A 21,530-nucleotide genomic window follows, 5' to 3' on the forward strand; every position below is an offset into this window, starting at 1 on the left:
GGGTCAGTGGCAAGAGGTGAAAGTGAGCGTGCGGAATCCACGCGGCTGCAGCGGGTGATGGGGCGGATGGCGCGGGGGTTCAGCTAACGGCACTGGAGGGGGCGACGACGAGGTCGACGGCCGCGGAGGTGGTTTGGCTTGACGATCCGGTCGTGGTGCTAGCGGGGTCTGGAGGTCAGCTCGTTCACGTCGCTGCTCGCTGTGGCGCCGGAGTTGAGCTGGGCGGAGACCCAAGCGACGACAGGCTCGATGACGGTGGACGACACGGTTCGACGGACGTCCGTGCGATAGGTGCGCGTTGTGGCGGGGCCGGTCTGGGTGCGCAGAATGTGACTGATGTCGGCCACCGCGAGGGTGGTCACTGGGGCGGGGACCGTGGCGGCGATGATGTCGAGGTCGGTGACCGGCACCTGGCAGTCCTTGGTCCCGGTCAAGGCGAGCACGGGCACGGTGAGCCCGGCGAGGTCGGGGGTCGGGTCGTACGCCATGAACTCCCGCAGCCACAGGGCGTTGACCCGGGCGCCGCCCAGGCGCGCGGTGGCAGTGGTGGTGGCCTTGACCTTGGCGTGGTTGCGCCGCACATCGCTGACGAGGTCTTTGCGGAGCACCTTCAAGATCGCCCGAGTCGACCGGGGCAGGTCTGCGGCCAGGCCCTTGGCCTGCCACACGAGCAGCTCCTCGCCGTTCGTGGCGGTGCCGGCGAGCAGCACGGCGCCTGCGGCTCGTGGCGGTGTGCCGGTGGAACCGGACTTGGATGTCGTGAGGATCGCCGTTGCCAGCAGGGCGCCTTCGGAGTGACCGACCACGATGATGCGTGCGGGGTCGACCTCGGGGAGCGAGCGCAGGTGCTCTAGTGCGGCGGCTGCATCGTGGATGTTGTCCACCATCCCGGTCGCCCAGTAGTCACCTGCGCTGGCGCCCATGCCGCGCTTGTCGTAGCGCAGGGTGTGGATCCCGGCGTCGGTCAAGGCCCCGGCGAGCTGGCGCTGGATGTCCAGGCGCAGGTGCTTGTGGTTCCCGTTGCGGTCGATCGGCCCGCTACCCGCGAGCAGCAGCACTGCCGGCCCCGGCACGCGCCGATCGCCGACCAGGACGAGGTCGCCGACCAGGGTCAGCCCGTCGGAGGTGAACGATGTGACGACCGTGCGTGGCAGGGACGATGCGGCAGCTGCCGGCGGCACGGTAAGGGCAGTGACGATCTGGGCGGCGTCGGGGGTGCTGATCAGGACCTCGCCGAACCTCTGACCCGTGAGCGTGAGCCGCACGGCGGGGATGCCGCGGCGGACCACGAGCAGCTGGCTGCGGCCACGACCCAGTCGGAGCCAGGTCCCGATTTTGGTGTGCCGGGGATAGTTCAGCCCGGGGCAGCGCAGACCGTGCGTCGCGGCGAGACCGTCCGCGACGACCTCGACGCTCGAGATCGACGTCCGGGGGAAGGTCTGGTCTGTCAGGATGCCGGAGATCTTCTCGGCCGTGGTCAGGTGGATGGTGACGGTCTCCGGGTCGATCGCGAAACTTGCCATGACGAGCTCCTGGGTCAATGATCGTTTGCAGTTGTGAGAACGATAGCATGTGTGAGAATGATGCGAGTCGACATCAACGAACAGGACAGACATGGATGCGCGAGCAACTCCGAAGGCACCCAGCGGTGCGGACCTGGTGCTGCACCCGGTGCGGCTGCGGATCATCCAGCAGTTCCTGGGCGGCCGGGAGCTGACCACGGCCGAGGTGGCGGCAGGGGTCGGAGAGGTCTCGACGGCCACCGTGTACCGGCAGATGGGCGTGCTGGCCGACGCCGGCATCCTGGTCGTGGTCGGCGTGCAGCAGGTCCGCGGGGCGGTCGAGCGCACGTACCGGCTCGCCGTCGAACGCGCGCACCTCACCGCCCAGGACGCCGCGGGCATGACGGCAAGTGAACACCGAGCCGGATTCCTTGCGTTCGTCGGATCGGTGGTCCGAACCTTCGACGAGTACCTCGAGCGGGACGACCCGGACCTGGGTCGCGACGGCGTCGGCTACCGGCAGGTCCCCTTCTACGCCACCGACCACGAGGTCGCCACCATCGCCCTGCAGATCCGCGGGGTCCTCATGCCGTACGTCGACACCCCCGGTGCGGGACGCACGCTGCGACTGCTCACCACTGTTCTGCTCCCAGGCGACGGGCCGCATCAGTAAGGACGCGGCCCCGGACCGCGGCAGGTGGGGCACGCCACAGCCACGCCGAGCTCCTAGCTCGGCAATTCTTCGCCGCTCGCGCGCACGTCGGCGAGCGGACCGAGTTCGGCAACGACTGTCACCGCACCGTCACCGTCTCGCGCTACGCAGGCCATCAATTCGTAGTCGACGCCTGCCAGCAGAAGGCCTATCGGGTGGGGCTCCTCAAAGTTTCGCCACCAGGTCTTGCGATCGGCCATTCCCGCCCTGATCCGTACCGACTTTCCGTCGTTGATGTACTGCGCAACCAGGCATCGCCGTCGCCCGGTGCGGTGCCCTCGATACTCAATGACGGCAAGCCGGCGCCCCAGGCGCGGACCTGCCTTGCTCTTCAACGCAGCGATCACAACCTGGTTCGTCGTCGCGAGAACCCGACTGGTGATTGGACGCATGAGAGAAGTCTCCCTCCTCGGGTCCTGTGTTTGGTGGCCGACGTAGTTTCGCGTCGATTGCGGGATTTTCTCCGTGGGCGGCATACACACCCCGTTAGTCCCGGTTCGGCGCCGCAGTGCCTCGTAGCCGATAGCGGAATCGGCGCCGATCAACAGTCATGCGGCCTCTGGCTGGCGCCATTGGGGACCAGCCGGGCGTGATTTCTTGAGCCGAACCGCCAGCGCCTGGTTGACAAGGCACGGCCGGTCGGTTGGTCAATTCGCGCGAATCATCGCGTGCATCGCGCGACCCAGCGCCCAGACGCCGTCGGACGTGTTCGACAACAGCACGATGGTCAGGTTCGCGCCCGGGTAGTACCGCAGGAGTGCGCTGGTGCCGGGGTTCATTCCCTCCTTCTGGATGTACATGAGGTCGTCGTTCGAGTCGGAGACGAACTCCAGCCCGAGCCCGATCCTGCGGATGGCGTCCTCAGTGGTCGAGTGCAGGACGTGGGGTTTGAGGAACTGCTGGGTCAGGGCTGGCGAGAACAGGCGGCCGGTTCGGGCGGCGCGCAGGAACTTGTCGAGGTCGTGGGCGGTGACGTGCGCGCCGCCGTCGGGCGAGCCGATGGGTGGGTAGGAGTAGATGTTCCGGCGCCAGGCGGTGATGTTCCCGTCCGGGTCCCGGACGGGGTCGGCTCCCTCGGCCACCTCGGGCGCGACGTCATCCATCCGGAAGAAGTCGGACCGGTCCATCCCTGCGGGCGCGAAGACGCGGGAGCGCACGTAGTCGCGGTAGCTCGAGCCGCTGGCGCGTTCGACGCACAGCCCGAGCAGCACGTAGCCGACGTTGTTGTACCGGCAGCCGGCCCCGGGGGCAAAGTTCGCGGGCTTGGTGGCGAACTGTGGGAGGAAGTCGGCGGTGTCGATCACGGAGTAGTTCGGCTTGTCCCGCCACAGGTCCTCGTACTGCTCGCCTGCCTCCTCGTCGGCGTCGTCGCCGATGCCGGAGGTGTGGGTGAGCAGGTGGCGGACCGTGACGCGAGAAGAGATCGTGGTCTCGGTCAGGCCGAGGTACGCCACGACCGGGGTGTCGAACTCCAGCAGGCGCGCGTCGATCATCTGCAGGACAGCGGCAGCGGTGAACAGCTTGGTGATCGAGGCCGTGTCGAACCGGGTGTCGATCCCGTTGGGCACACCCCATGCGCGGCTTGCCAGGCCGAACGCCCCCTCGTAGAGGGTCCTGGCGCCCTCGGTGACCAGAACGACACCAGGAAAGCCGTCACCGATGTCGAGGTCGGTGAAGTAGGCGTGGAACTCGTCAACGAGAGACATCACGTTTCCTCAGAAAGCGGGTGACGCCATAAGCCAGTCGCGGAGACAAAATGACGTGGCTTGGGCCAGGCGTCCTGAACCCGGGGCCAAACCTACAACTCGTGTGATTCGCCCGGGCGAGGAGCTTCGCGTCATCGGGCAACTTCGTCGTGCTAGGCGGACGCAGGCGCGACCCGATGATGAGCGACTGATGAGCAGCAATTCTGCTACCTGTCATTGAGACCGCTGAGTAGCCTTCGCGGCATGACCGTTGACGGCAAGTCGGCACTGACGGCTACCAGTCGGGCGTGGCGTGCGGTGATTCTTGCGACGATTGTGTCGCTTGCGACCTGCGCGGCCATCTGGTGGCTAGCTGTTCCGATGGAGGCTGTCTGCCCTACGGTCTATCCGGCTCCTGGCGGGTGCACCGCCGCGGACCGGCAGTCTGCGGGGGTGACGTGGACGATCGTCGTGGCGGTGGGCTACGTGTTGACCGTCGCCGTTGCCCTGACCGTTGGGCGCCGCCGACAGTGGGCGACGCACGCGGCGATGACGACGCTCGTGGTCATCGCTGTGGTCAGCTTCGGCGCCGTGCAGGGCTCGACTGGTTTCGTCGTCTCGTACTGATGCGGGCTTCCACGTCATGCGCGGGCACGGCCGTGTCGCTCTCAACGCGGCTACCGCGCAACCCGTCAAACTGGACGCCGAGCACGATCGCCACGTATTCACTGGCGCGACCGGTACTGAACTGACAGTTAACGCCCGGGTCGGGCGGACCCAGCACTTGGCGCCAACTAACGCCCGCCAACGTGTTGTGGGTCCAGTCGTCCATGATCGGTGTGCCCGGCACTGCGCGGATCGACAAGATTGCGGGAGTAGCGTCGGCGTGCGATCGCGGTTCTCGCAGAGGATCAGATTCCGATTAGTGAAGGGTTGATCGATGCTCAACTTGGGTTGCACGTACCTCATCGTGAAGGATATGGATAAATCCATCGCCTTCTACGAGGAGTTGCTAGAGATGAAGGTCTCAGTGCGCCGCTATGATAGATGGGCTCAGTTTGACTTTGGGAAGACAATTGCGCTATTGAATCCAGATTATGACCGACGACAGATCGCGCAGGGGAGCGATCTTGGAGCGCACTACAGCAGTGGCTATCTGGCATACCTTGATGAAAGGCAGATCAAGTATGGAAACAATATCGTTCTCAATCTCAATACAGATGACCTCAATGCTGAGTATTTGCGAATCAGAGATCGGCGAATCGGCAAGACGACCGAGATCATGTACTTGAACATATCTTCGCCCTATTACCTCTTTTTGGTTGAAGACCCGGATGGAAACACGGTTGAAATTACTGGCGACTACCTACAAGAGAATTGAACTCGCGTCAGGGGAGACCAAGGCTGACCAGCCCCCTACAAGCCGGCCTGGCGACCCTTCCAGACGCCCTCGGCCCTGACTCGCTCGCGAGGCTGAGAGACGGCAGTTAGATCTCATGGGGTTGGGCTGAACAAGCGACCACCGGCACTTGGCGACCGCTACGTGTCGTCAGCGCCGTGTGAGCCACCGCGAACAGCCTGCGGTGCACGCTTCGGCCGGAGCGTGTAGTAGATGGGCCAGCCGACCAGCCAGATGACGAGGGGGATCGTCAGGCGCGCAATCCATCCCTGCAGTTCCATGGTGCGGTCGGGGTCGCCGATCAGCGCGATCGCTACTGCAAGCAGGCTGCACGCGATCAGCCAGCCGAGGAAGGCCTTTCTCCATTCCATCCATTCGTACCTGGTTCGAGCCGCGCCGTAACGCGGGGGCTTGACCGGCTTCGGCCCACCGGCGAATCGATGCGCGACCCGCTAATCGGCCCAGCGGATCGTGCTGTGCCCGAAGGCGACCGAGAACCCGATGTAGGCCGCTGCCAGACCGTGGACGAACGTCGCGGTGCTGCCGGCTCTCAGATCAAGGACGGTTGCGGCCAACAGCACCAGGTCGACCAGAGGCACGCCAACGAGCAGCGCTGCACCCAACCGCGGTCGACGCAGGGCGTAGCGCGCCACCAACCCGGCGCCGAGCAGAACCCAGAACCCCACCTCACAGGCAGCGATCACGGCAACGAGCACGGCCAGCTCCTTCGGGTTCAACGTGCGGCCTCGTCTTACTGGCACGAGTGTGCTAGAACGGGTGGATGCCACGTTACGTCGACCCGGTCGCCCGCCGCAAGGACATAGCCGAAGCGGTCTGGCGTGTGATCCATCGCGACGGGGTCGACGGCGCATCGGTCCGTGCGGTCGCCCGCGAGGCGGGTCTGTCGTCGGGATCGTTGCGCCACTACTTCGCCACCCAGAACGAGCTGCTCGCGTTCACCATGCAGCTCGTCACGGATCGCGTCCGCACCCGAATCCAGGCGATCGCACCCTCGTCCGACGTCCGCGCCTACGTCGAAGCCGTGCTGGCGGAACTGCTCCCGCTCGACGCCGAGAGGTTGTCTGAGATGGAGATCTGGCTCGCGTTCACCGGACAAGGCCTCATCGACCCCACGCTGCGGACACTGCGCGCGGAGAGCGCCCAGCTCATGCTGGGGGTCTGCCACCGGCTACTCGCTGAGCTGATCACCTCGGGAGATGTCGACCCCGGCCTCGATCTCGAACTCGAGGCAGAACGGCTCCATGCCGTCCTTGACGGCATCGCCCTGCATGCGTTGACCATGCCCGAGCGAGTAACTCCCGATGTCATGCGTGGCGTCATCGGCGCTCACCTCACCAGCCTGGGCACCCAGCAATAGCTCACCCCCGTCGCAAACGTCTCTGAACGAGCCAGTTAAGAGATGGTCGGCGGACGAAGTTGGGTTGCTAGCGCCGTGTGACCAGCGCGGGATGTCGTCCGGGTGGCGTAGCGTCGCGGCGTGATCGCGATACTTGCTGAAGTCAGCCTCGACTCCTCCGACCCTGAGGCGTTGATCCGCTTCTATCAGCGGGTGCTCGGTGGCGAGGTGTCGGTGGTGAGCGCGGACTTCGTGGTGCTGCGACTGGCTGGCATCTCGGTGACTTCCAGCCGGGTTGCCGGCTACCTACCACCGACCTGGCCCCAGAACACTGTGCCCAAGCAGGTCCACCTGGACCTGCGAGTGACGTCTCTATCCCTGGATGAGGCGGAGGTTGAGTGCCTCGCGGCCGGGGCGCGGCTCGCCAATGACCAGCCGCATCCCGACCAGTACCGCGTGTTTTTCGACCCGGCCGGGCACCCCTTCTGTGCGTGCTTACCCGCCGACTGGGCCTGACCGCACGGCCGCAGGGTCCCGCTGAAAGTCACTTGTTGTCACGCAAGTCGGCAGCCGGATCGGCCCTTGGCGACCGCTACCCGGCGTCCGCGCGAGCAGGACGTTCCCGCGGGAACGTCCGTCCGCCGCCACGAGAGGGCCCGGCCGGCCAGCGCGTAGCGACAGGTAAGGCGCGGACCGGTGAACCGAGGTGCGCTGCTCGCTCGGACTGCCAGTGACCGCCGTCGCCAAAGGGAGGCAACGGCGGCTGTCGCGGTACCTGGGTGGAGGTGGGACCGCTCAGGTTTGCGGAGTTCCGCTGGCGCGACGGCCAAGCTTTGAGTGGCCAATCAGGTACGCCGCCGGACCGATTATCGGGATCAGGACAATCATCAGAACCTCAACGACGGAACCGCCGCCTCCGCGCCGTGCGCGGCTCCAGGCCGTGAGGGCGAGTATGAGCACGACGACCGAGATGAGCGCCACGATCGCCCACACGACGTCGTACCCGTTCGGGACGAGCGGTTGATTCATCGTTTCGTTCCCCCGGTAGTCAAAGAGTCCCGCCTCAGATCAAGCATCTCGCGTATGGCGGGCATTTTGCGAATGGCTGTCGCGGGCGTGATCTGATTCCTAATCTCACCGTATGGCAACGCCTGACGTTGGTTGTACACCGCGGCACTCGGGCACCTCAAGCTCGTGCCCAACGACCTTTGCATCTGCGAGCAGAGCGCCCGGACACCCGCCGCGGTGGTCAGCGTTCCGGGTCGTTGTAGGCCCGCCCGACCAGAGTCACGTACTCGTCTTCGCATTCCGCATGGGTTCGCAGGAACGCTCGGTCCGCGGCCTCTGGGTCCGCCTCGTCGGTGTAGTCCACTTCGATGGTGAAGCCGGTGCCCGGTCCTTCGGCGCCGATTGGCCCCGGCGAGTAGCTCGCGTCCTGCAGGCAGCCCCGCACGCTCTCCCACGCAGCGTTCATCTCGGCAAGGGTGACTATGCCGTCTGCCAAGACCCGCCGCTGGCTCTCAGACGCCGTCCCGACCTCCCTCGCACTGAACGACGCTTCCACCATTCGAGGCTGGACAAACAGGAACGACACGATGAGGGAAACCGCCGCGAGGGAGAGCAACACTCCGGCCAGGATGTGCTTGGGGCGCTTGGGCATAAGGATCCTTCGGGTTCGTGCGGGTCGGATACCAGATCGAGACGTGTCGCTCATCGTGCCGCACCCGGCACCCGGCAGTCGCCGCTTCGCACCCAACTCCTGTCGAGGGACCTGCTCGAGTGCGGAAGATCACCACGGACAGTCACATACGTCACGCCTTGCTGCCGAAGTCCCGCCGCATTGAGAAAGACCTCCTGGGCATTCTCGTAGAACCGTAAGAACGACAAGGGGAGCGCGAGGCGGCTGGACAGACATGTAACGGCACCAAGCGACAGCCAAGCGCTGGTGGGCAAATCAGGATCTGTGCCGACTTCGCCCAGGAGTTGCCAATCACTCCGAGTCCATCGGACGGGTGCACAGTGCGGGTCAGGGTCTTGAGCTGCTGAATGTCGCTACTCTGGATTTTCAGCCGAGAGATTCTCGCGAAGGAGCGGCAATATGGCGACGACCGCAATACCGCCCCTCGGCTCGAAAGACGAGGACTCGGAGCGCTTTCGAGTCCTGCCGGAGCACGTGAAGCTTGAAGACACCATCGCTACACAAGACACCGACCCACCACCGGACCCGACGATGGGTCGCGACGCCGACCTCGCGTGGCTGCTCCGAACCGCGGGCTAGCCAGCACGGATCGTCACCGTGGGCACCGACGTGTCCAGGAGTGCGGTGCGGGTGTGATGGCGGCGCACGTCCGACTCGTCAAGGCACCATGCCTTCTTGCAGGTCAGCGATTTGTTTGACAGAGTAGAAGTATGAAAGCACCAGGGGCACTGGAGGTTGACGTGCTGCTCGCCGTCGGGCGGCACGACGACGAGGCGTATGGCCTGCTCGTTCTTGACGAGGTGAGTGAGGCGCGGGGCCGGCAGTACTCCGTCGGCGCGATCTATACGACCCTGTCGCGGCTCGAGGCCAAAGGGCTGCTGTCCTCACGGACCACGGAGCCCCTGGCGATGCGTGGTGGACGATCGCGGCGTCAGTACCGGCTTACCGCGGCCGCGCGAACCGTCCTGGCCGTCGAGCGCGCCCGCACGCTGCAACGGTGGACCGGCGAGCCGGGGTGGGCCCATGCATGAACCCTCACCCAAGCGCGCGGCACGACGACGCACGCGAACGCGACGGTCTGACCGAGCTCGTGCTGGCAGGCCTCGTCCCGCGCGCGGACGAGGACGAACTGCTCGGCGACCTCGCCGAGGGCCGCGCGAGGTGGGCCGCAGTGCACGGTGAACGCTCTGCCCGGCGCTGGTACCTGAGTCAGGTTCTGCGCGCGCTGCCGTCCTTGATCTGGCACGGACTGGCGACCCACTTTGGGTTCGTGATGCTCGGTGTGCTGAGTGCGTGCACGGTCACGGCCGTTGTCTCATTGGGCGGCGGGATGGGCGGGTTTTACGACAGCCGGATCTCCCCAGAACCCCGGGACGTGCTGGCGGGGACGATCCTGCGCGGAGCGGCCCTGCTGCTGGCCGGCGCGGTGGGTGGCGCGATCGCCGCACGGCTGGCGAGAGGCGCGCGGCTGGTGCCCGTGGTCTTGGTGGCGGCCTTCTGGTCGCTGTGGGCGTGGCAGGGACCGTTCTACGCGGTTTACGGCTCAGCGGTGCAGGTCAGCGCCGATGAGTACGTCGTCGATCTCTCGCCAACGTCCGACCAGTTGGTCATTCCCGTGTTCTGGCAGCTTCCGACGATGGCGGTCGCGATGCCCGCGATGACGCTGCTCGGCGGGGTTGCTGCCGTTGCCTGGCTGCGCCGACGGAATCGCCGACGAGCCGCTCTCTCTTTGCGTGAGTCATGACCCGACCGCAACGATCACCCGCGCGAGCACAAGCCAATCTCTTCAGCCGCTCCGATGCGGCGCCCGCATGCGTCGCCACAGGGGTGACCGGCGGTCGGCCGTCCGGCGCGGGACTGTGACCATGCCGATCAGCGATTCCGAGCGCGCGGTCCAGGCCCGTTCCTTCGGCGCGGCGGCGCGCCAGTACGACACCGGCCGACCGAGCTATCCCGAGGTCGCGATCGATTGGCTGCTCCCGGACGGTGCGCGCACGGTCCTCGACCTCGGGGCCGGCACCGGCCAACTCACCCGACCACTCCTGACGCGGCACCTGGACGTGGTGGCCGTGGAGCCCTCCGACGGGATGCGAGACGAGCTGACTCGCGCACTTCCCGCCGTGCGGGCACTGGCAGGAAGCGCCGAGCAGATCCCCCTGCCCGACCACTCGGTCGACGTCGTGCTGGTTGCCCAGGCGTGGCACTGGGTCGACGTCGAGATGGCGGTCCCCGAGGTTGCCCGCGTGCTCACGCCCGGCGGCCGGCTCGGCCTGGTCTGGAATATCCGCGACGAACGCGAGGACTGGGTCGCCGAGCTCGGACGCCTCATGCACCAAGGCATTGAACAAGACATGGGCGCCATGAACCCGCGCATCGGGGCCCCGTTCGGGCCCGTCGAGCGGTTCGACGTCGAATGGACGCACCACCTCACCCCCCACGACCTGCTCGACCTGGTCGCATCCCGGAGCTACGTCATCACCCTCCCCGCGGACGAACGCCACGACCTACTCACCCGAGTCAGGCATCTCATCGACACGCACCCCTCGCTCGCCGGCGCGCAGAACATCCACCTGCCCTACATCGCACGATGCTCCCGGGCGAACCTGCTCTGAGCCGAGCAGCCAAGACCGCAACGCAGGTCGGCACCGAATGCACCTTGGCGACAGTCATGTGGTGGTTTCGCGCGGGCCGGGTTGAGGGGCTTGCGGTGAACTTGGAGGGTCGCAGTCACCCCCGGGCGAAGTAGTACCACCAGAGCAGGGGGATGACCGTCAGAACGCTGATCACTACGCCCGCAATGGCGAGCCCACGGCCGCTCTTCTCGCCATCCTGCGTCTGCAGCAGGCCGCCGATCGAGAAGGCGATGCCAAGCGGGAAGACGCCGAGGAGTGCGAAGACAAAGCCGATCACCGCCGAGCTGGAAATGCGCCGCGGAGTCGTGCTAGGCAATGCCCCTTCGTTGAACATCTCTGCACTGTAGTTGGCGTGGTCGGATCAAGTCCAAGCGTCCGTTCATCGGCGGATCGAGCCTTTTGTGCTGACCGGCCGGGCGGCGTAACTACGGCATGACACATGCGGCCTGAGCGAAGTTCAGCCAGCACGTCGCAGGAGACGTCATGGGCGACAACCAGACGTGCTGGTCGTCGGACATCAGCGCCGCGTAGACCTCGCGATCGATGCTGAACGACAGCCATGTGTTCGCCGGCCGTGACCTCCAATCTCTGGCGCTGCGAGGTGTCCTTGGTCGACACCTGCTCTCAAGGCGTGCTCGCCTGCGGGTCTACAACCTTGCATTGACAGGTACCGGCCTCGCGGGACTATCATGCATTGCATGGCAGCGCCCGAGAGTCCAACCGCATTGTGGCTGCGCGGACTGCTGGATGTGTGCCTGCTGGCCGCGCTGGAACACGGCCCGCTGTACGGGTACCAGATGACGCGGTACCTCGCCGAAAGTGGCCTGGATGTGGTCGCTGAGGGATCGATCTACCCGGCCCTGGCTCGGATGGAGAAGGCCGCGCTCGTGACGTCCTTCCGTGAGCCGAGCACGGAGGGTCCGCCGCGCAAGTACTACCGACTGAGCGAGGCAGGGACCGAACTGCTGGGGCACCGACGCCACCAGTGGAAGGACTTCAGCCGGGCCGTGACAGTGGTCCTTGGGCAAGAGGAGACGAAATGACGGACGTCGTATCGACCTGCCGATCCACGTGGAAGCGGCTGGGCGTGCCTGCACACGCACGGGCCGACCTCGAGTTCGAGCTGCGCACCAACCTGGACGCGGCAGCCTTCGACGGGCTGGACGCAACGACGTTCGTCGGCGGCGACCCGGACGGCCTCGCCCGGGAGTGGGCCGTGGCACGGGGCTTGGTCCGGTCACGGTGGCTGGTCGCCGGCTCCCTCATCACGGCCCTCGTCGTGGGCTACGCCTCGCTCACGTTCTTCGTGCTGATGTTCATCGGGCGCGGGTACTCGGTGGCATCCCCGCCGGACTCGCCAGCACTCTGGCTGCCACTGCTGGCTGACGACGCCACGTGGCTCCTGCTCCCCGTCCTCGTGGCAGTCGGTCTCTACCTGCGGTTCTCCCACGACACCCTCGTGACCCGCACCGTCGTCCTCGTCCTGGTGACGTCGCCGGTCACCTTGTGGCTGAGCGAACTCATGGCATTCGCCCTCCAGGGTCCCGGTGGAGCGCCCGCACGGTCGTTGTGGGTTTCGCTGGCCTTCGCACTGTTCCTCGCCGCCATCAGAGCAGTGATCGTCGCCGCCGACCGCCGTCCGACGCACAGCTGACTCGACGCAAGTGTGTGGCTGAGGCCGTGCAGCACGGTCCGCAATCGGACGCCCCAGCTGTTGCAGGACCGACCGCGGCTGCTGGCATCGTGCAGCTCGGCGGCGAACCAGGGGAAGTGGTTGCTCGCTCCGCAGGCGGATCGACCACGACACCCGGTTCGCGCGCAGGCCCCACCGGCTGCATTCGCGAGGTGCGTGGGCTCCGGCGGCCACAGAGGCGCCAGCGGCACGGACTTCCTTTCTGCCATTCAGGTCGCCGCCGACTCAGCACGTAGCGACAGCTAGGCGGCGGCGTCGCGTCGATTGCGGAGTTCGGGCTACCGGTGCCTGGCACACTTCGCGCATGAGGCTCTCCTCGAGTGATGGGGCTTGCGTGGCGCTGCGGCCCACCGGATATCAGTTCGGGCGCGGTTCGCTTCCCCGCGGCGACTGGGACGCGAACTGGCTATGGGTGCACGGTGAAGTCCGCACCTCGACGGGCGCAAGTTGGTCATTCGACGACCCGTGCCTCACGACCTGGGACGCCGTCGAACTCCTGGCTTGGCTTCGGGCTGCAGGCCAGGGGAAGGTCCCACCCACAGACGCTCCGATTGAGGACTCCGAAGGTCTCCTCGCCTTTACTGAGCCCAACCTCGGTTTTAGCCTCGCGACTATCGAGAACCACAACCTCGTGCTCCGCGTGCACCTTTCCCTGGAGTCTGCGCCGAGCTGGCCAGAAACAGAGTCCGACGCAGACAGGGACATATATGCGTACAGCGTTTCCCTCTCGATGAGCCGAACGGACCTCCTCCACGCTGCGGAGGAATGGCAAGCCGACATCGCGAGCTTCCCCGAGCGGTGAGCGGACCCCTACCCGGCAATCGAACATCACATGCTGCCGCGAAGACGCCGACGAGACCGCCGCTTCACGACAGCCAAGTCCTGGGTAGGTGAACTTGGACGACCTACCCGATTGGGTCGCTCTCGGCGCGAGATTCCCACTCCGTGTCGAGCACCGCGTAGAGGTAGTTGTCGTGCCAGACGGGTTCGCCGTCAGTGCCGCACGCAAAGCGGCTCTTCACTATGGATTCGTGGACCAGTTGGTCCGACTCCTTGAGGGACGTGGCGGTCCGGTGCCGCCGGGGCCAGGATGGCTCGGTGGGGCGGGTCTGACTCACGGCTCTTCTGACGTCGCCCGGTTGGCGGCTGTCCTTCCCGCGACGTGTCGACCGGCCTGGCTCACTACCGGTGCAGCCGAGCCGGGCCGTCATGTCCTGATAGGGGTTTGACAAGGGTCCCGATAGTGAACTGACTGACGCCCGGCCGGCTGCGCACCCGACACAACAGAGGGGCGCATCTCCATGGTGAAGCACGAAGGCGGGCCGGTCTACGGCGGGATCGACACCCACGCCGACACTCATCACGTCGCGGTGATCGACGTCCACGGAAGGCCGCTGGGCGACGTGCGGGTTCCGGCCACCGCGGCCGGCTACCGCCAGGCGGCACGGTTCATCGGCCGGTGGCCACAGGTGGTCAAGGTCGGGGTCGAGTGCACCGGCAGCTACGGGGCCGCGGTGACCCGCGAGCTGACCGCGGCTGGTCATACGGTCATCGAGGTCAACCGGCCCAACCGGTTCGATCGTCGCGCTCGAGGCAAGACCGACGTGTACGACGCGTACTCCGCGGCCGAGGCTGTGATGACCGGACGGGCAGACGCAGCCCCCAAGGGCGCCGATGGGCTGGTCGAGGCGCTGCGTGTACTGCGCAAGACTCGGACCTCGGCGCTGCGGGATCGGACCGCGACGATCAACCAGATCAAGGCGATGCTCATCGCCGGGCCAGAGGCTCTACGGGCCCGCTACCGCGGGCTGTCCACCACCCGACTGACCGCGACACTGGCCGCGACACGTCCCACCTGCACCCCGGTCACCTCCGCCGAGGCCACCGCCTACGCCCTGCGCGTCTTAGCCCGCCGTTACCTGCTGCTCTCCGAGCAGATCGCCGATCTGACCGGCCACCTGCACCGGCTCCTGGACGACCATGCCCCAGCGTTGATGGCTGTCTTCGGTGCAGGCCCGGACACTGTCGCCCAGCTGCTGATCACTGCCGGCGACAACCCGGACCGGCTGCGCTCAGAGGCTCACTTCGCCGCACTAGCCGGTGCGTGTCCGATCCCCGCGTCTTCGGGCAAGACCAACCGGCACCGCCTCAACCGAGCCGGCGACCGGCAGGCCAACTCCGCGCTCTACCACGTCGTGATCGTGCGCATGCGCTACGACCCCACCACCCGCGCCTACGTCGTACGCCGCACTGCCGAAGGCCGGACGAAGATGGAAATCATCCGCTGCCTCAAGCGCTACCTCGCCCGCCAGCTCTACCCACTGATCCGCGACGTCCTCCAACAACCCGCCAGGTCCGCGGCCGCTTGACGAATCTCTATAGGAGTGTCGCGGTTCGTGGTGAACGGTCCTACTGGGTAGGTGTTCACGCCGCTCTCTTCGCTGCGCTGCGCAGGAGGATACGGGCTTTGTAGTTGGCGGGGTTCCGGAACCCTCGTCCGGTGCGCTTGATGTTTTTGATCGAGGTGTTCGCGGCTTCGGTCCTCGCGTTCGTGACGCCGGTGATGATGAGCACTTCGATCTCGGTCCACCACTCGCAGATCGTGTTCCACAGCCGGTCGGTCTCGGGCATGTTCGCGACCATCACGTAGTGGCCGAGCAGCATCTTGGCCTCGTGCGCGTCGGCCAGTGACGTCGTGTTGAGCAGCCGTCGGACCTGTTCCTTGATGCCCCACGCGGCGCCGAGCTCGTCGGTCGGGTCGTCGCAGCGGAACACCTTCTCCAACCGGGCCCACCCGCCCGGAGACAACGTGTCCGCGCCGCGCAGCAGCAGGCGCCGGTTCGCCCAGGCCGGGTCCACCAGCCGCCCACGGCGTCCCTTGTGGTCGCGCACCAGGCGCTGGCGGACCGCGGTCATGGCCGCGTTGGCCAACATCACGAGGTGGAACGGGTCGACGGACACGGCAGCGCAGGGCAGGTGGGTGCGGATCGCCTTGCGGAACGCCGCGGACGGGTCGATCGCGACGACCTCCACCTGCGCGAGCCACTCGATGGGCCGCGCCGCCAGCCACGCGCCGACGCCGGCAGACCCGCGCCCGTCCACCACGGCGAGCACCTGCCCGGTGGTGACGTCCACGATGGTGGACATCCACGGCTCGTACCGCGCCCACGCGCCGCTCTCGGTCCGGTAGAACCGCACACTGCGGTACCGATGTTCGTCCACGCCCAGCTTCTTGACGGCCACCGCGCCGACCCTCGGCAGCATCAGCGCGGCCATCGTCACCGCAGTCTGAACCATCCACCACGACACCCCGTGAGCGCGCGCCGTCTCGCTGATCGCACGCCCCGAGTCGATCACCGCGGCCACGACCGCCACACGCAGCCGCGCCGTGGACCTCGCCCGGGGCGGCACCTCGATCGTGGACTCCGAGAACGTGCCCCGCCCACATCTCCACTCGTCACAGAACCAGCGCCGCTTGCACCAGATGACCTCGAGCGCGCCAGCCACCGGGATGTCGCGGACCCGCTGACGGCGCCGAGAGTGGACCCGCACCGAGATCACCCCGCAGGTAGGGCACCCAGGCGGGGAGGTGGACTCGACCTCGACCCGCCGGGCATGGCCGGGAACCTCGAGCGCGTCGATCACGCGGTAGTCGGACAGGTTGAAGATCGTGCTCGCAGCATCACGCTGCGAACCCGTAGGCTCGAACACGGCTCGTGGTCCTCTGGTCTTTGGATGTCTCGACAACACCCATCCCAGCAGGTCCACGAGCCCTCTACGTCACACGAGGCACCGCACCCGTTTCACCACGAACCGCGACACTCCTATAGAGATTCGTCAAGCGGCCGCGGACCTGGCGGGTTGTTGGAGGACGTCGCGGATCAGTGGGTAGAGCTGGCGGGCGAGGTAGCGCTTGAGGCAGCGGATGATTTCCATCTTCGTCCGGCCTTCGGCAGTGCGGCGTACGACGTAGGCGCGGGTGGTGGGGTCGTAGCGCATGCGCACGATCACGACGTGGTAGAGCGCGGAGTTGGCCTGCCGGTCGCCGGCTCGGTTGAGGCGGTGCCGGTTGGTCTTGCCCGAAGACGCGGGGATCGGACACGCACCGGCTAGTGCGGCGAAGTGAGCCTCTGAGCGCAGCCGGTCCGGGTTGTCGCCGGCAGTGATCAGCAGCTGGGCGACAGTGTCCGGGCCTGCACCGAAGACAGCCATCAACGCTGGGGCATGGTCGTCCAGGAGCCGGTGCAGGTGGCCGGTCAGATCGGCGATCTGCTCGGAGAGCAGCAGGTAACGGCGGGCTAAGACGCGCAGGGCGTAGGCGGTGGCCTCGGCGGAGGTGACCGGGGTGCAGGTGGGACGTGTCGCGGCCAGTGTCGCGGTCAGTCGGGTGGTGGACAGCCCGCGGTAGCGGGCCCGTAGAGCCTCTGGCCCGGCGATGAGCATCGCCTTGATCTGGTTGATCGTCGCGGTCCGATCCCGCAGCGCCGAGGTCCGAGTCTTGCGCAGTACACGCAGCGCCTCGACCAGCCCATCGGCGCCCTTGGGGGCTGCGTCTGCCCGTCCGGTCATCACAGCCTCGGCCGCGGAGTACGCGTCGTACACGTCGGTCTTGCCTCGAGCGCGACGATCGAACCGGTTGGGCCGGTTGACCTCGATGACCGTATGACCAGCCGCGGTCAGCTCGCGGGTCACCGCGGCCCCGTAGCTGCCGGTGCACTCGACCCCGACCTTGACCACCTGTGGCCACCGGCCGATGAACCGTGCCGCCTGGCGGTAGCCGGCCGCGGTGGCCGGAACCCGCACGTCGCCCAGCGGCCTTCCGTGGACGTCGATCACCGCGACGTGATGAGTGTCGGCGTGGGTGTCGATCCCGCCGTAGACCGGCCCGCCTTCGTGCTTCACCATGGAGATGCGCCCCTCTGTTGTGTCGGGTGCGCAGCCGGCCGGGCGTCAGTCAGTTCACTATCGGGACCCTTGTCAAACCCCTATCAGGACATGACGGCCCGGCTCGGCTGCACCGGTAGTGAGCCAGGCCGGTCGACACGTCGCGGGAAGGACAGCCGCCAACCGGGCGACGTCAGAAGAGCCGTGAGTCAGACCCGCCCCACCGAGCCATCCTGGCCCCGGCGGCACCGGACCGCCACGTCCCTCAAGGAGTCGGACCAACTGGTCCACGAATCCATAGTGAAGAGCCCGCAAAGCTCGCACCGGCGCGAATGTGCCCCTCGCGGCGGAAGCCAAGCCGGTCGAGCAGTGCCCACGAGCGCGTGTTCTCGGGGCTGCACTCGGCGAGCACCCGGTGGCCCCGAAGGTCCCGGAACACGTGCTCGAGGACGCCTCGGCATGATTCTGTCGCGTAGCCCCGCCCCCAGCGGTCGGGGTTGAAAACGTACCCAAGCTCCCAGGTGCGCCATTGCTCGGGACCGCTCGCTGCCAGGTAGAGGTTGCCGATCAAATCCCCGCCCGGTTCCAGACAAACAGCCCAGTACGAGTCGTCTTGTGCTCGTTCGGCGGCGAGTTGCTCTGCGGCCTGCTCGTCCTGCACGCCGTACGGCTCGTAGTGCGGGAGTGTCCGATAGACGGTGTAACTGCCGTCTGGCGGTTTAGTTCATCGACGGGTTGATGCGTCCGTCGAAGGTGATCGCGAAGGCGTTCAACGCCGCCTTCCAGCGCATGACCCATCGTGCCCGGCCGCGCCCGGTCGGGTCCAGGGACCGGGTGACCAGATACAAGCACTTCAGGGCTGCTTGATCGGTCGGGAAGTGTCCCCGGGCCCGGACCGCGCGCCGGTAGCGGGCGTTGAGGGATTCGATCGCGTTCGTGGTGCAGATGATCCTGCGGATCTCTACGTCGTAGTCCAGGAACGGGATGAACTCCGCCCAGGCCGAGCGCCAGAGCCTGATCGCGGCCGGGTACTTGACCTGCCACTTCTCGGCGAACTCACCCAGCCGCGCTTCGGCGTGCTCGGCGTTGGGGGCGGTGTAGATCGGACGCAGATCCTTAGCCATCGCGTCCCAGTCCTTGCGGGAGGCGTACCGAAACGTGTTCCGAATCAGGTGGATCACACACGTCTGCACCAGGGCAAGCTCCCACGTGGTGGTGATCGCGTCGGGCAGACCCTTGAGCCCGTCGCAGACCACGATGCACACGTCATTGACGCCGCGGTTCTTGATCTCGGTGAGCACGGCGAGCCAGAACTTCGCGCCCTCGCCGCCGTCGCCGGCCCAGATCCCCAAGATGTCCCGCTCTCCGGCCGTGGTCACACCGATGACCACGTAGAACGGTTTGTTCATCACCTGCCCGTCGCGGACCTTCACGATGATCGCGTCGATGAAGATCACCGGATAGACCTGATCCAGGGGCCGGTGCTGCCACTCGACCATCTCCGCGGACACCTTCTCGGTGATCCGGCTGATCGTGTCTTTGGAGACCGTGGCCCCGTAGACGTCGGCGAAGTGCGCGGCGACCTCACCGGTCGTCAGGCCCCGCGCCGTGAGCGAGAGCACCAGCTGGTCGACGCCGTCCAGGCGGCGTTGCCGCTTGCGGACGATCGTGGGCTCGAAGGTGCCGTCCCGGTCCCGGGGCACGTCGATCTCGACCGGACCGATCTCGGTCAGCACCGTCTTGGACCTGGTGCCGTTGCGGGAGTTGTCGCCGTTGCGCCCGGCCGGGTCGTGTTTGTCGTAGCCGAGGTGCTCGGAGACCTCCTGTTCCAGTGTCGTCTCGAGCACTGTCTTGGTCAGCCCGGTCAAAAGCCCACCCGGGCCGATCAGATCGACCCCTTCGGACTTGGCCTGGTCGACCAGCTGCTGAGCGAACCGATGCCGCTCGACCTCATCGAGTTTCACCATGGACTCGATCGTGTCCGTCATGGTGGCGCCTTCCCGCCAGGCAACGCCCGGCGTGTCGGGCCAGACCAGCAGTTACACCGTTACCCGGACAGTCCCCGTAGTGCACCGCACCTTCTTGGGACAGGTAGGAATGCAGCCCTGGCCCGTCGTGTGTGGTGAACGGGCGAAGGATCAAGTGCTCTGTGCGAAGGATCACCGGTTGAGGGTCCCGCTTCGACGCTCGGACGAGCAACACGTTTTCCGACATGGCGCCTGCCAAATACTGTTTTGCTCCGATGCGGCGAGTGCAGTTTCGACGACGGTGCTCAGAGATGGTGCCCCGCCAAGGCGTCACGATTCCCGCTGGGTCGCCAGGTGGATGACCTGTAAGGCGGCGGCCCCCTACGGGTCAGGATGAGTTGAGGCCGGTGGTTCATAGCAAGTCCGCCAGCGTGGGGCGTGAACCAGGAGTCCATCAGCATGAGTTCGTCTTTGATCGCGGTACGCGACGATGGTCGTATGAGCAGCCCCGGACCTCGCTCGGGGGGCCCGACCTCGAGGAGGTCGTTCACCGCCGCGCAGAAGCTTGACCACCTGGCCGCGTACGAGGCGGCACTCGCCAACGGGCAGGGCGGTGCGTATCTGCGCGAGAACGGGTTGTACTCGTCGCTGATCAGCGAGTGGCGCCGGTTCCGCGACGCGGGGGTCCTGGCGGGCAAGGCGCCCGGGGAGAAGATCGGGCGGCTGTCGGCCGAGCAGGCCGAGATCGCCCGGTTGCGCCGCCAGCTCGACAAGACCGAGCGGAGGTTGGTGACCACCGAGGCTGCTCTGGTCATCATGGGAAAAACGCACGAGCTCTTGGAAGTGCTTACCAAGAGCTCGCAGGACGACGCCGAGCACACCAAGCCCTGATGGACATCTACCGTGACCTGACCGTCGTGGGGGTCGCGACCCGGGCCGCGGCCGTCCTGGTCGGGGTGCCGCGCGCGACCGCGACCCGCAAGCCCCGCACGCCGACGTTGGCCCAGGCCAGGGTGCCCGCGAACAAGCTGTCCGACGTCGAGCGGGCCGAGATCCTGGCGGTCGTGAACTCGGTCCGGTTCGTGGACCTGCCTCCGATCCAGATCTACGCGCACCTGCTCGACGAGGGCGTGTACTTGGGGTCGATCTCAACGATCTACCGCATCCTGACCGCGAAAATGCAGGTCAAAGAGCGCCGCCGCCTCGCGCGGCACCCGGCCCGGGCCATCCCTGAGCTCGTCGCGACGGGGCCGGGGCAGGTGTACTCGTGGGACATCACCAAGCTGGCGGGTCCGGTCAAGGGCAAGTACTTCGACGCCTACGTGATGATCGACATCTACTCGAGATACATCGTGGGGGCGCACGTGCACGCCCACGAGTCCGCGGTCCTGGCCGCGGAGATGATGCGGGAGATCTTCGGGGTCCACGGGATCCCGAACGTGGTCCACGCCGACCGGGGCACGTCCATGACGTCCAAAACCGTCGCGGCGCTGTTGTCCGACCTGGAGGTCACCAAGTCCCACAGCCGGCCCCGGGTGAGCAACGACAACCCGTACTCGGAGTCGTGGTTCAAGACGTTGAAGTTCGCCCCGGTGTTCCCCGAGCGGTTCGCCTCGCTGGGCGACGCCAGGGCATTCATGGCCGACTTCGTCGAGGGCTACAACCATCACCACCACCACACCGGCATCGGGCTGAACACCCCTGCCGACGTCCACTACGGCCTGGCGACCGCCAAGGCCGCCGAACGGGCCGTCGTCCTGGCCGCCGCACGCAGCCGGCACCCCGAACGATTCGCCACCACCGAGGACCCCAAGATCCTCGCCATCCCGACCACCGCGTGGATCAACCAGCCCGCCGACAACACCGGCATCGGCTTAGCCGCTTAACACCCACCGGCCTCAACTACCTTGACAAATTCCGGCCTCTCGTACAGATGACCTGGCAGGTCGGGCGTTTCGCGTCGATCGAATGCGGCCCGTAGGTTGAGCACTCCCAAGCG

At 66.6% G+C, this 21,530-nt stretch carries 25 protein-coding genes and 1 pseudogene; 14 read left to right on the forward strand and 12 right to left on the reverse strand.

Features of this window, described 5'->3' with window-relative positions:
- Positions 1-158: 158 nt before the first annotated feature.
- The gene (locus VTA80_RS16350; RefSeq protein WP_407342144.1) at positions 159-1,523 is read right to left on the reverse strand and encodes an alpha/beta hydrolase family protein; all 1,365 of its coding nucleotides are present in this window, start codon (positions 1,521-1,523) and stop codon (positions 159-161) included.
- A 91-nt stretch (positions 1,524-1,614) separates the two neighbouring features.
- On the opposite strand from VTA80_RS16350, the gene VTA80_RS16355 reads away from it, so the two are divergent.
- A complete protein-coding gene (locus VTA80_RS16355; RefSeq protein ID WP_407342145.1) occupies positions 1,615-2,175 on the forward strand; it encodes a helix-turn-helix domain-containing protein in 561 nt (186 codons plus the stop codon).
- Between the two features lie 53 nt (positions 2,176-2,228).
- On the opposite strand, the gene VTA80_RS16360 is transcribed toward VTA80_RS16355, so the two are convergent.
- Both VTA80_RS16360 and VTA80_RS16365 read right to left on the reverse strand, forming a co-directional pair.
- Positions 2,229-2,606, reverse strand: coding sequence for a hypothetical protein (locus VTA80_RS16360; protein WP_407342146.1), 378 nt, complete (start codon positions 2,604-2,606; stop codon positions 2,229-2,231).
- A 255-nt stretch (positions 2,607-2,861) separates the two neighbouring features.
- On the reverse strand, positions 2,862-3,920 hold the full coding sequence (locus VTA80_RS16365) for a serine hydrolase domain-containing protein (protein ID WP_407342147.1): 1,059 nt from the start codon (positions 3,918-3,920) through the stop codon (positions 2,862-2,864).
- Positions 3,921-4,163: 243 nt separating this feature from the next.
- Here VTA80_RS16365 and VTA80_RS16370 point away from each other — a divergent pair, with 243 nt between their 5' ends.
- Positions 4,164-4,526, forward strand: a complete 363-nt coding sequence (locus VTA80_RS16370) for a hypothetical protein (RefSeq protein ID WP_407342148.1) — start codon at positions 4,164-4,166, stop codon at positions 4,524-4,526.
- Between the two features lie 313 nt (positions 4,527-4,839).
- Positions 4,840-5,280, forward strand: a complete 441-nt coding sequence (locus VTA80_RS16375) for a VOC family protein (RefSeq protein WP_407342149.1) — start codon at positions 4,840-4,842, stop codon at positions 5,278-5,280.
- A gap of 158 nt (positions 5,281-5,438) precedes the next feature.
- On the opposite strand, the gene VTA80_RS16380 is transcribed toward VTA80_RS16375, so the two are convergent.
- Together VTA80_RS16380 and VTA80_RS16385 are read right to left on the reverse strand one after the other, a co-directional pair.
- Positions 5,439-5,669 carry a hypothetical protein gene (locus VTA80_RS16380; protein ID WP_407342150.1) on the reverse strand — a complete coding sequence of 77 codons (231 nt, stop codon included), beginning with the start codon at positions 5,667-5,669 and terminating at the stop codon, positions 5,439-5,441.
- A gap of 81 nt (positions 5,670-5,750) precedes the next feature.
- Complete coding sequence (locus VTA80_RS16385; RefSeq protein WP_407342151.1) at positions 5,751-6,014, reverse strand: hypothetical protein; 264 nt, start codon at positions 6,012-6,014, stop codon at positions 5,751-5,753.
- A 65-nt stretch (positions 6,015-6,079) separates the two neighbouring features.
- On the opposite strand from VTA80_RS16385, the gene VTA80_RS16390 reads away from it, so the two are divergent.
- Both VTA80_RS16390 and VTA80_RS16395 read left to right on the forward strand, forming a co-directional pair.
- Entirely contained in the window at positions 6,080-6,676 is a 597-nt protein-coding gene (locus tag VTA80_RS16390; protein ID WP_407342152.1) for a TetR/AcrR family transcriptional regulator, read from the forward strand.
- Positions 6,677-6,796: 120 nt separating this feature from the next.
- Positions 6,797-7,171 carry a VOC family protein gene (locus VTA80_RS16395; RefSeq protein WP_407342153.1) on the forward strand — a complete coding sequence of 125 codons (375 nt, stop codon included), beginning with the start codon at positions 6,797-6,799 and terminating at the stop codon, positions 7,169-7,171.
- 279 nt (positions 7,172-7,450) lie between these two features.
- Here the strand turns inward: VTA80_RS16395 and VTA80_RS16400 are convergent, their stop codons facing one another.
- Positions 7,451-7,684, reverse strand: coding sequence for a hypothetical protein (locus VTA80_RS16400; RefSeq protein ID WP_407342154.1), 234 nt, complete (start codon positions 7,682-7,684; stop codon positions 7,451-7,453).
- 220 nt (positions 7,685-7,904) lie between these two features.
- Positions 7,905-8,315: a hypothetical protein gene (locus VTA80_RS16405; protein WP_407342155.1), complete on the reverse strand. Its 411-nt coding sequence runs from the start codon at positions 8,313-8,315 to the stop codon at positions 7,905-7,907.
- Between the two features lie 438 nt (positions 8,316-8,753).
- Between VTA80_RS16405 and VTA80_RS16410 the strand changes: the two genes are divergently transcribed.
- The 4 genes from VTA80_RS16410 to VTA80_RS16425 all read left to right on the forward strand — a co-directional run bounded on the left by VTA80_RS16410 (position 8,754) and on the right by VTA80_RS16425 (position 10,966).
- Positions 8,754-8,933 carry a heme biosynthesis protein HemY gene (locus tag VTA80_RS16410; RefSeq protein WP_407342156.1) on the forward strand — a complete coding sequence of 60 codons (180 nt, stop codon included), beginning with the start codon at positions 8,754-8,756 and terminating at the stop codon, positions 8,931-8,933.
- A gap of 131 nt (positions 8,934-9,064) precedes the next feature.
- On the forward strand, positions 9,065-9,385 hold the full coding sequence (locus VTA80_RS16415; RefSeq protein ID WP_407342157.1) for a PadR family transcriptional regulator: 321 nt from the start codon (positions 9,065-9,067) through the stop codon (positions 9,383-9,385).
- A 59-nt stretch (positions 9,386-9,444) separates the two neighbouring features.
- Positions 9,445-10,098 (forward strand): hypothetical protein, encoded by a 654-nt coding sequence (locus tag VTA80_RS16420; protein ID WP_407342158.1) that lies wholly within the window; start codon positions 9,445-9,447, stop codon positions 10,096-10,098.
- A 121-nt stretch (positions 10,099-10,219) separates the two neighbouring features.
- Positions 10,220-10,966 (forward strand): class I SAM-dependent methyltransferase, encoded by a 747-nt coding sequence (locus tag VTA80_RS16425; RefSeq protein ID WP_407342159.1) that lies wholly within the window; start codon positions 10,220-10,222, stop codon positions 10,964-10,966.
- Positions 10,967-11,081: 115 nt separating this feature from the next.
- On the opposite strand, the gene VTA80_RS16430 is transcribed toward VTA80_RS16425, so the two are convergent.
- Complete coding sequence (locus VTA80_RS16430) at positions 11,082-11,321, reverse strand: hypothetical protein (protein ID WP_407342160.1); 240 nt, start codon at positions 11,319-11,321, stop codon at positions 11,082-11,084.
- 364 nt (positions 11,322-11,685) lie between these two features.
- Between VTA80_RS16430 and VTA80_RS16435 the strand changes: the two genes are divergently transcribed.
- From VTA80_RS16435 to VTA80_RS16450, 4 genes are all read left to right on the forward strand, one after another.
- Positions 11,686-12,030 carry a PadR family transcriptional regulator gene (locus VTA80_RS16435; RefSeq protein WP_407342161.1) on the forward strand — a complete coding sequence of 115 codons (345 nt, stop codon included), beginning with the start codon at positions 11,686-11,688 and terminating at the stop codon, positions 12,028-12,030.
- Positions 12,027-12,641 carry a hypothetical protein gene (locus VTA80_RS16440; protein ID WP_407342162.1) on the forward strand — a complete coding sequence of 205 codons (615 nt, stop codon included), beginning with the start codon at positions 12,027-12,029 and terminating at the stop codon, positions 12,639-12,641. The genes VTA80_RS16435 and VTA80_RS16440 overlap by 4 nt, the downstream gene beginning before the upstream one ends.
- Positions 12,642-12,984: 343 nt before the next feature.
- A complete protein-coding gene (locus VTA80_RS16445) occupies positions 12,985-13,482 on the forward strand; it encodes a hypothetical protein (protein WP_407342163.1) in 498 nt (165 codons plus the stop codon).
- 499 nt (positions 13,483-13,981) lie between these two features.
- Positions 13,982-15,049, forward strand: coding sequence for an IS110 family transposase (locus tag VTA80_RS16450; RefSeq protein ID WP_407342164.1), 1,068 nt, complete (start codon positions 13,982-13,984; stop codon positions 15,047-15,049).
- Between the two features lie 55 nt (positions 15,050-15,104).
- Here the strand turns inward: VTA80_RS16450 and VTA80_RS16455 are convergent, their stop codons facing one another.
- The 4 genes and pseudogenes from VTA80_RS16455 to VTA80_RS16470 all read right to left on the reverse strand — a co-directional run bounded on the left by VTA80_RS16455 (position 15,105) and on the right by VTA80_RS16470 (position 19,552).
- A complete protein-coding gene (locus tag VTA80_RS16455; protein ID WP_407342165.1) occupies positions 15,105-16,391 on the reverse strand; it encodes an ISL3 family transposase in 1,287 nt (428 codons plus the stop codon).
- Between the two features lie 126 nt (positions 16,392-16,517).
- Entirely contained in the window at positions 16,518-17,585 is a 1,068-nt protein-coding gene (locus VTA80_RS16460) for an IS110 family transposase (protein ID WP_407342164.1), read from the reverse strand.
- Positions 17,586-17,829: 244 nt separating this feature from the next.
- Positions 17,830-18,246: pseudogene (locus tag VTA80_RS16465) on the reverse strand (GNAT family N-acetyltransferase); the annotation flags it as partial.
- Between the two features lie 37 nt (positions 18,247-18,283).
- Positions 18,284-19,552, reverse strand: coding sequence for an IS256 family transposase (locus VTA80_RS16470; protein WP_407342166.1), 1,269 nt, complete (start codon positions 19,550-19,552; stop codon positions 18,284-18,286).
- Positions 19,553-20,029: 477 nt separating this feature from the next.
- On the opposite strand from VTA80_RS16470, the gene VTA80_RS16475 reads away from it, so the two are divergent.
- Positions 20,030-21,417, forward strand: a protein-coding gene (locus VTA80_RS16475) for an IS3 family transposase (RefSeq protein WP_407342167.1) whose coding sequence is annotated in 2 segments (ribosomal slippage) — positions 20,030-20,360 and positions 20,360-21,417 — 1,389 coding nt in all. Because the reading frame shifts where the segments join, the coding sequence is not laid out codon by codon here.
- Positions 21,418-21,530: the final 113 nt, after the last annotated feature.

The sequence above is a fragment of the Pengzhenrongella phosphoraccumulans genome, assembly GCF_045689905.1.
GTDB classification, from domain to species: domain Bacteria; phylum Actinomycetota; class Actinomycetes; order Actinomycetales; family Cellulomonadaceae; genus Pengzhenrongella; species Pengzhenrongella phosphoraccumulans.

Coding starts and splice junctions, on each gene's coding strand:
- VTA80_RS16360 (WP_407342146.1), bottom strand. CDS start 2,606: ATGCGTCCAATCACCAGTCGGGTTCTCGCGACGACGAACCAGGTTGTG.
- VTA80_RS16350 (WP_407342144.1), bottom strand. CDS start 1,523: ATGGCAAGTTTCGCGATCGACCCGGAGACCGTCACCATCCACCTGACC.
- VTA80_RS16375 (WP_407342149.1), top strand. CDS start 4,840: ATGCTCAACTTGGGTTGCACGTACCTCATCGTGAAGGATATGGATAAA.
- VTA80_RS16370 (WP_407342148.1), top strand. CDS start 4,164: ATGACCGTTGACGGCAAGTCGGCACTGACGGCTACCAGTCGGGCGTGG.
- VTA80_RS16445 (WP_407342163.1), top strand. CDS start 12,985: ATGAGGCTCTCCTCGAGTGATGGGGCTTGCGTGGCGCTGCGGCCCACC.
- VTA80_RS16415 (WP_407342157.1), top strand. CDS start 9,065: ATGAAAGCACCAGGGGCACTGGAGGTTGACGTGCTGCTCGCCGTCGGG.
- VTA80_RS16450 (WP_407342164.1), top strand. CDS start 13,982: ATGGTGAAGCACGAAGGCGGGCCGGTCTACGGCGGGATCGACACCCAC.
- VTA80_RS16405 (WP_407342155.1), bottom strand. CDS start 8,315: ATGCCCAAGCGCCCCAAGCACATCCTGGCCGGAGTGTTGCTCTCCCTC.
- VTA80_RS16355 (WP_407342145.1), top strand. CDS start 1,615: ATGGATGCGCGAGCAACTCCGAAGGCACCCAGCGGTGCGGACCTGGTG.
- VTA80_RS16365 (WP_407342147.1), bottom strand. CDS start 3,920: ATGTCTCTCGTTGACGAGTTCCACGCCTACTTCACCGACCTCGACATC.
- VTA80_RS16380 (WP_407342150.1), bottom strand. CDS start 5,669: ATGGAATGGAGAAAGGCCTTCCTCGGCTGGCTGATCGCGTGCAGCCTG.
- VTA80_RS16435 (WP_407342161.1), top strand. CDS start 11,686: ATGGCAGCGCCCGAGAGTCCAACCGCATTGTGGCTGCGCGGACTGCTG.
- VTA80_RS16440 (WP_407342162.1), top strand. CDS start 12,027: ATGACGGACGTCGTATCGACCTGCCGATCCACGTGGAAGCGGCTGGGC.
- VTA80_RS16460 (WP_407342164.1), bottom strand. CDS start 17,585: ATGGTGAAGCACGAAGGCGGGCCGGTCTACGGCGGGATCGACACCCAC.
- VTA80_RS16390 (WP_407342152.1), top strand. CDS start 6,080: ATGCCACGTTACGTCGACCCGGTCGCCCGCCGCAAGGACATAGCCGAA.
- VTA80_RS16470 (WP_407342166.1), bottom strand. CDS start 19,552: ATGACGGACACGATCGAGTCCATGGTGAAACTCGATGAGGTCGAGCGG.
- VTA80_RS16425 (WP_407342159.1), top strand. CDS start 10,220: ATGCCGATCAGCGATTCCGAGCGCGCGGTCCAGGCCCGTTCCTTCGGC.
- VTA80_RS16430 (WP_407342160.1), bottom strand. CDS start 11,321: ATGTTCAACGAAGGGGCATTGCCTAGCACGACTCCGCGGCGCATTTCC.
- VTA80_RS16400 (WP_407342154.1), bottom strand. CDS start 7,684: ATGAATCAACCGCTCGTCCCGAACGGGTACGACGTCGTGTGGGCGATC.
- VTA80_RS16410 (WP_407342156.1), top strand. CDS start 8,754: ATGGCGACGACCGCAATACCGCCCCTCGGCTCGAAAGACGAGGACTCG.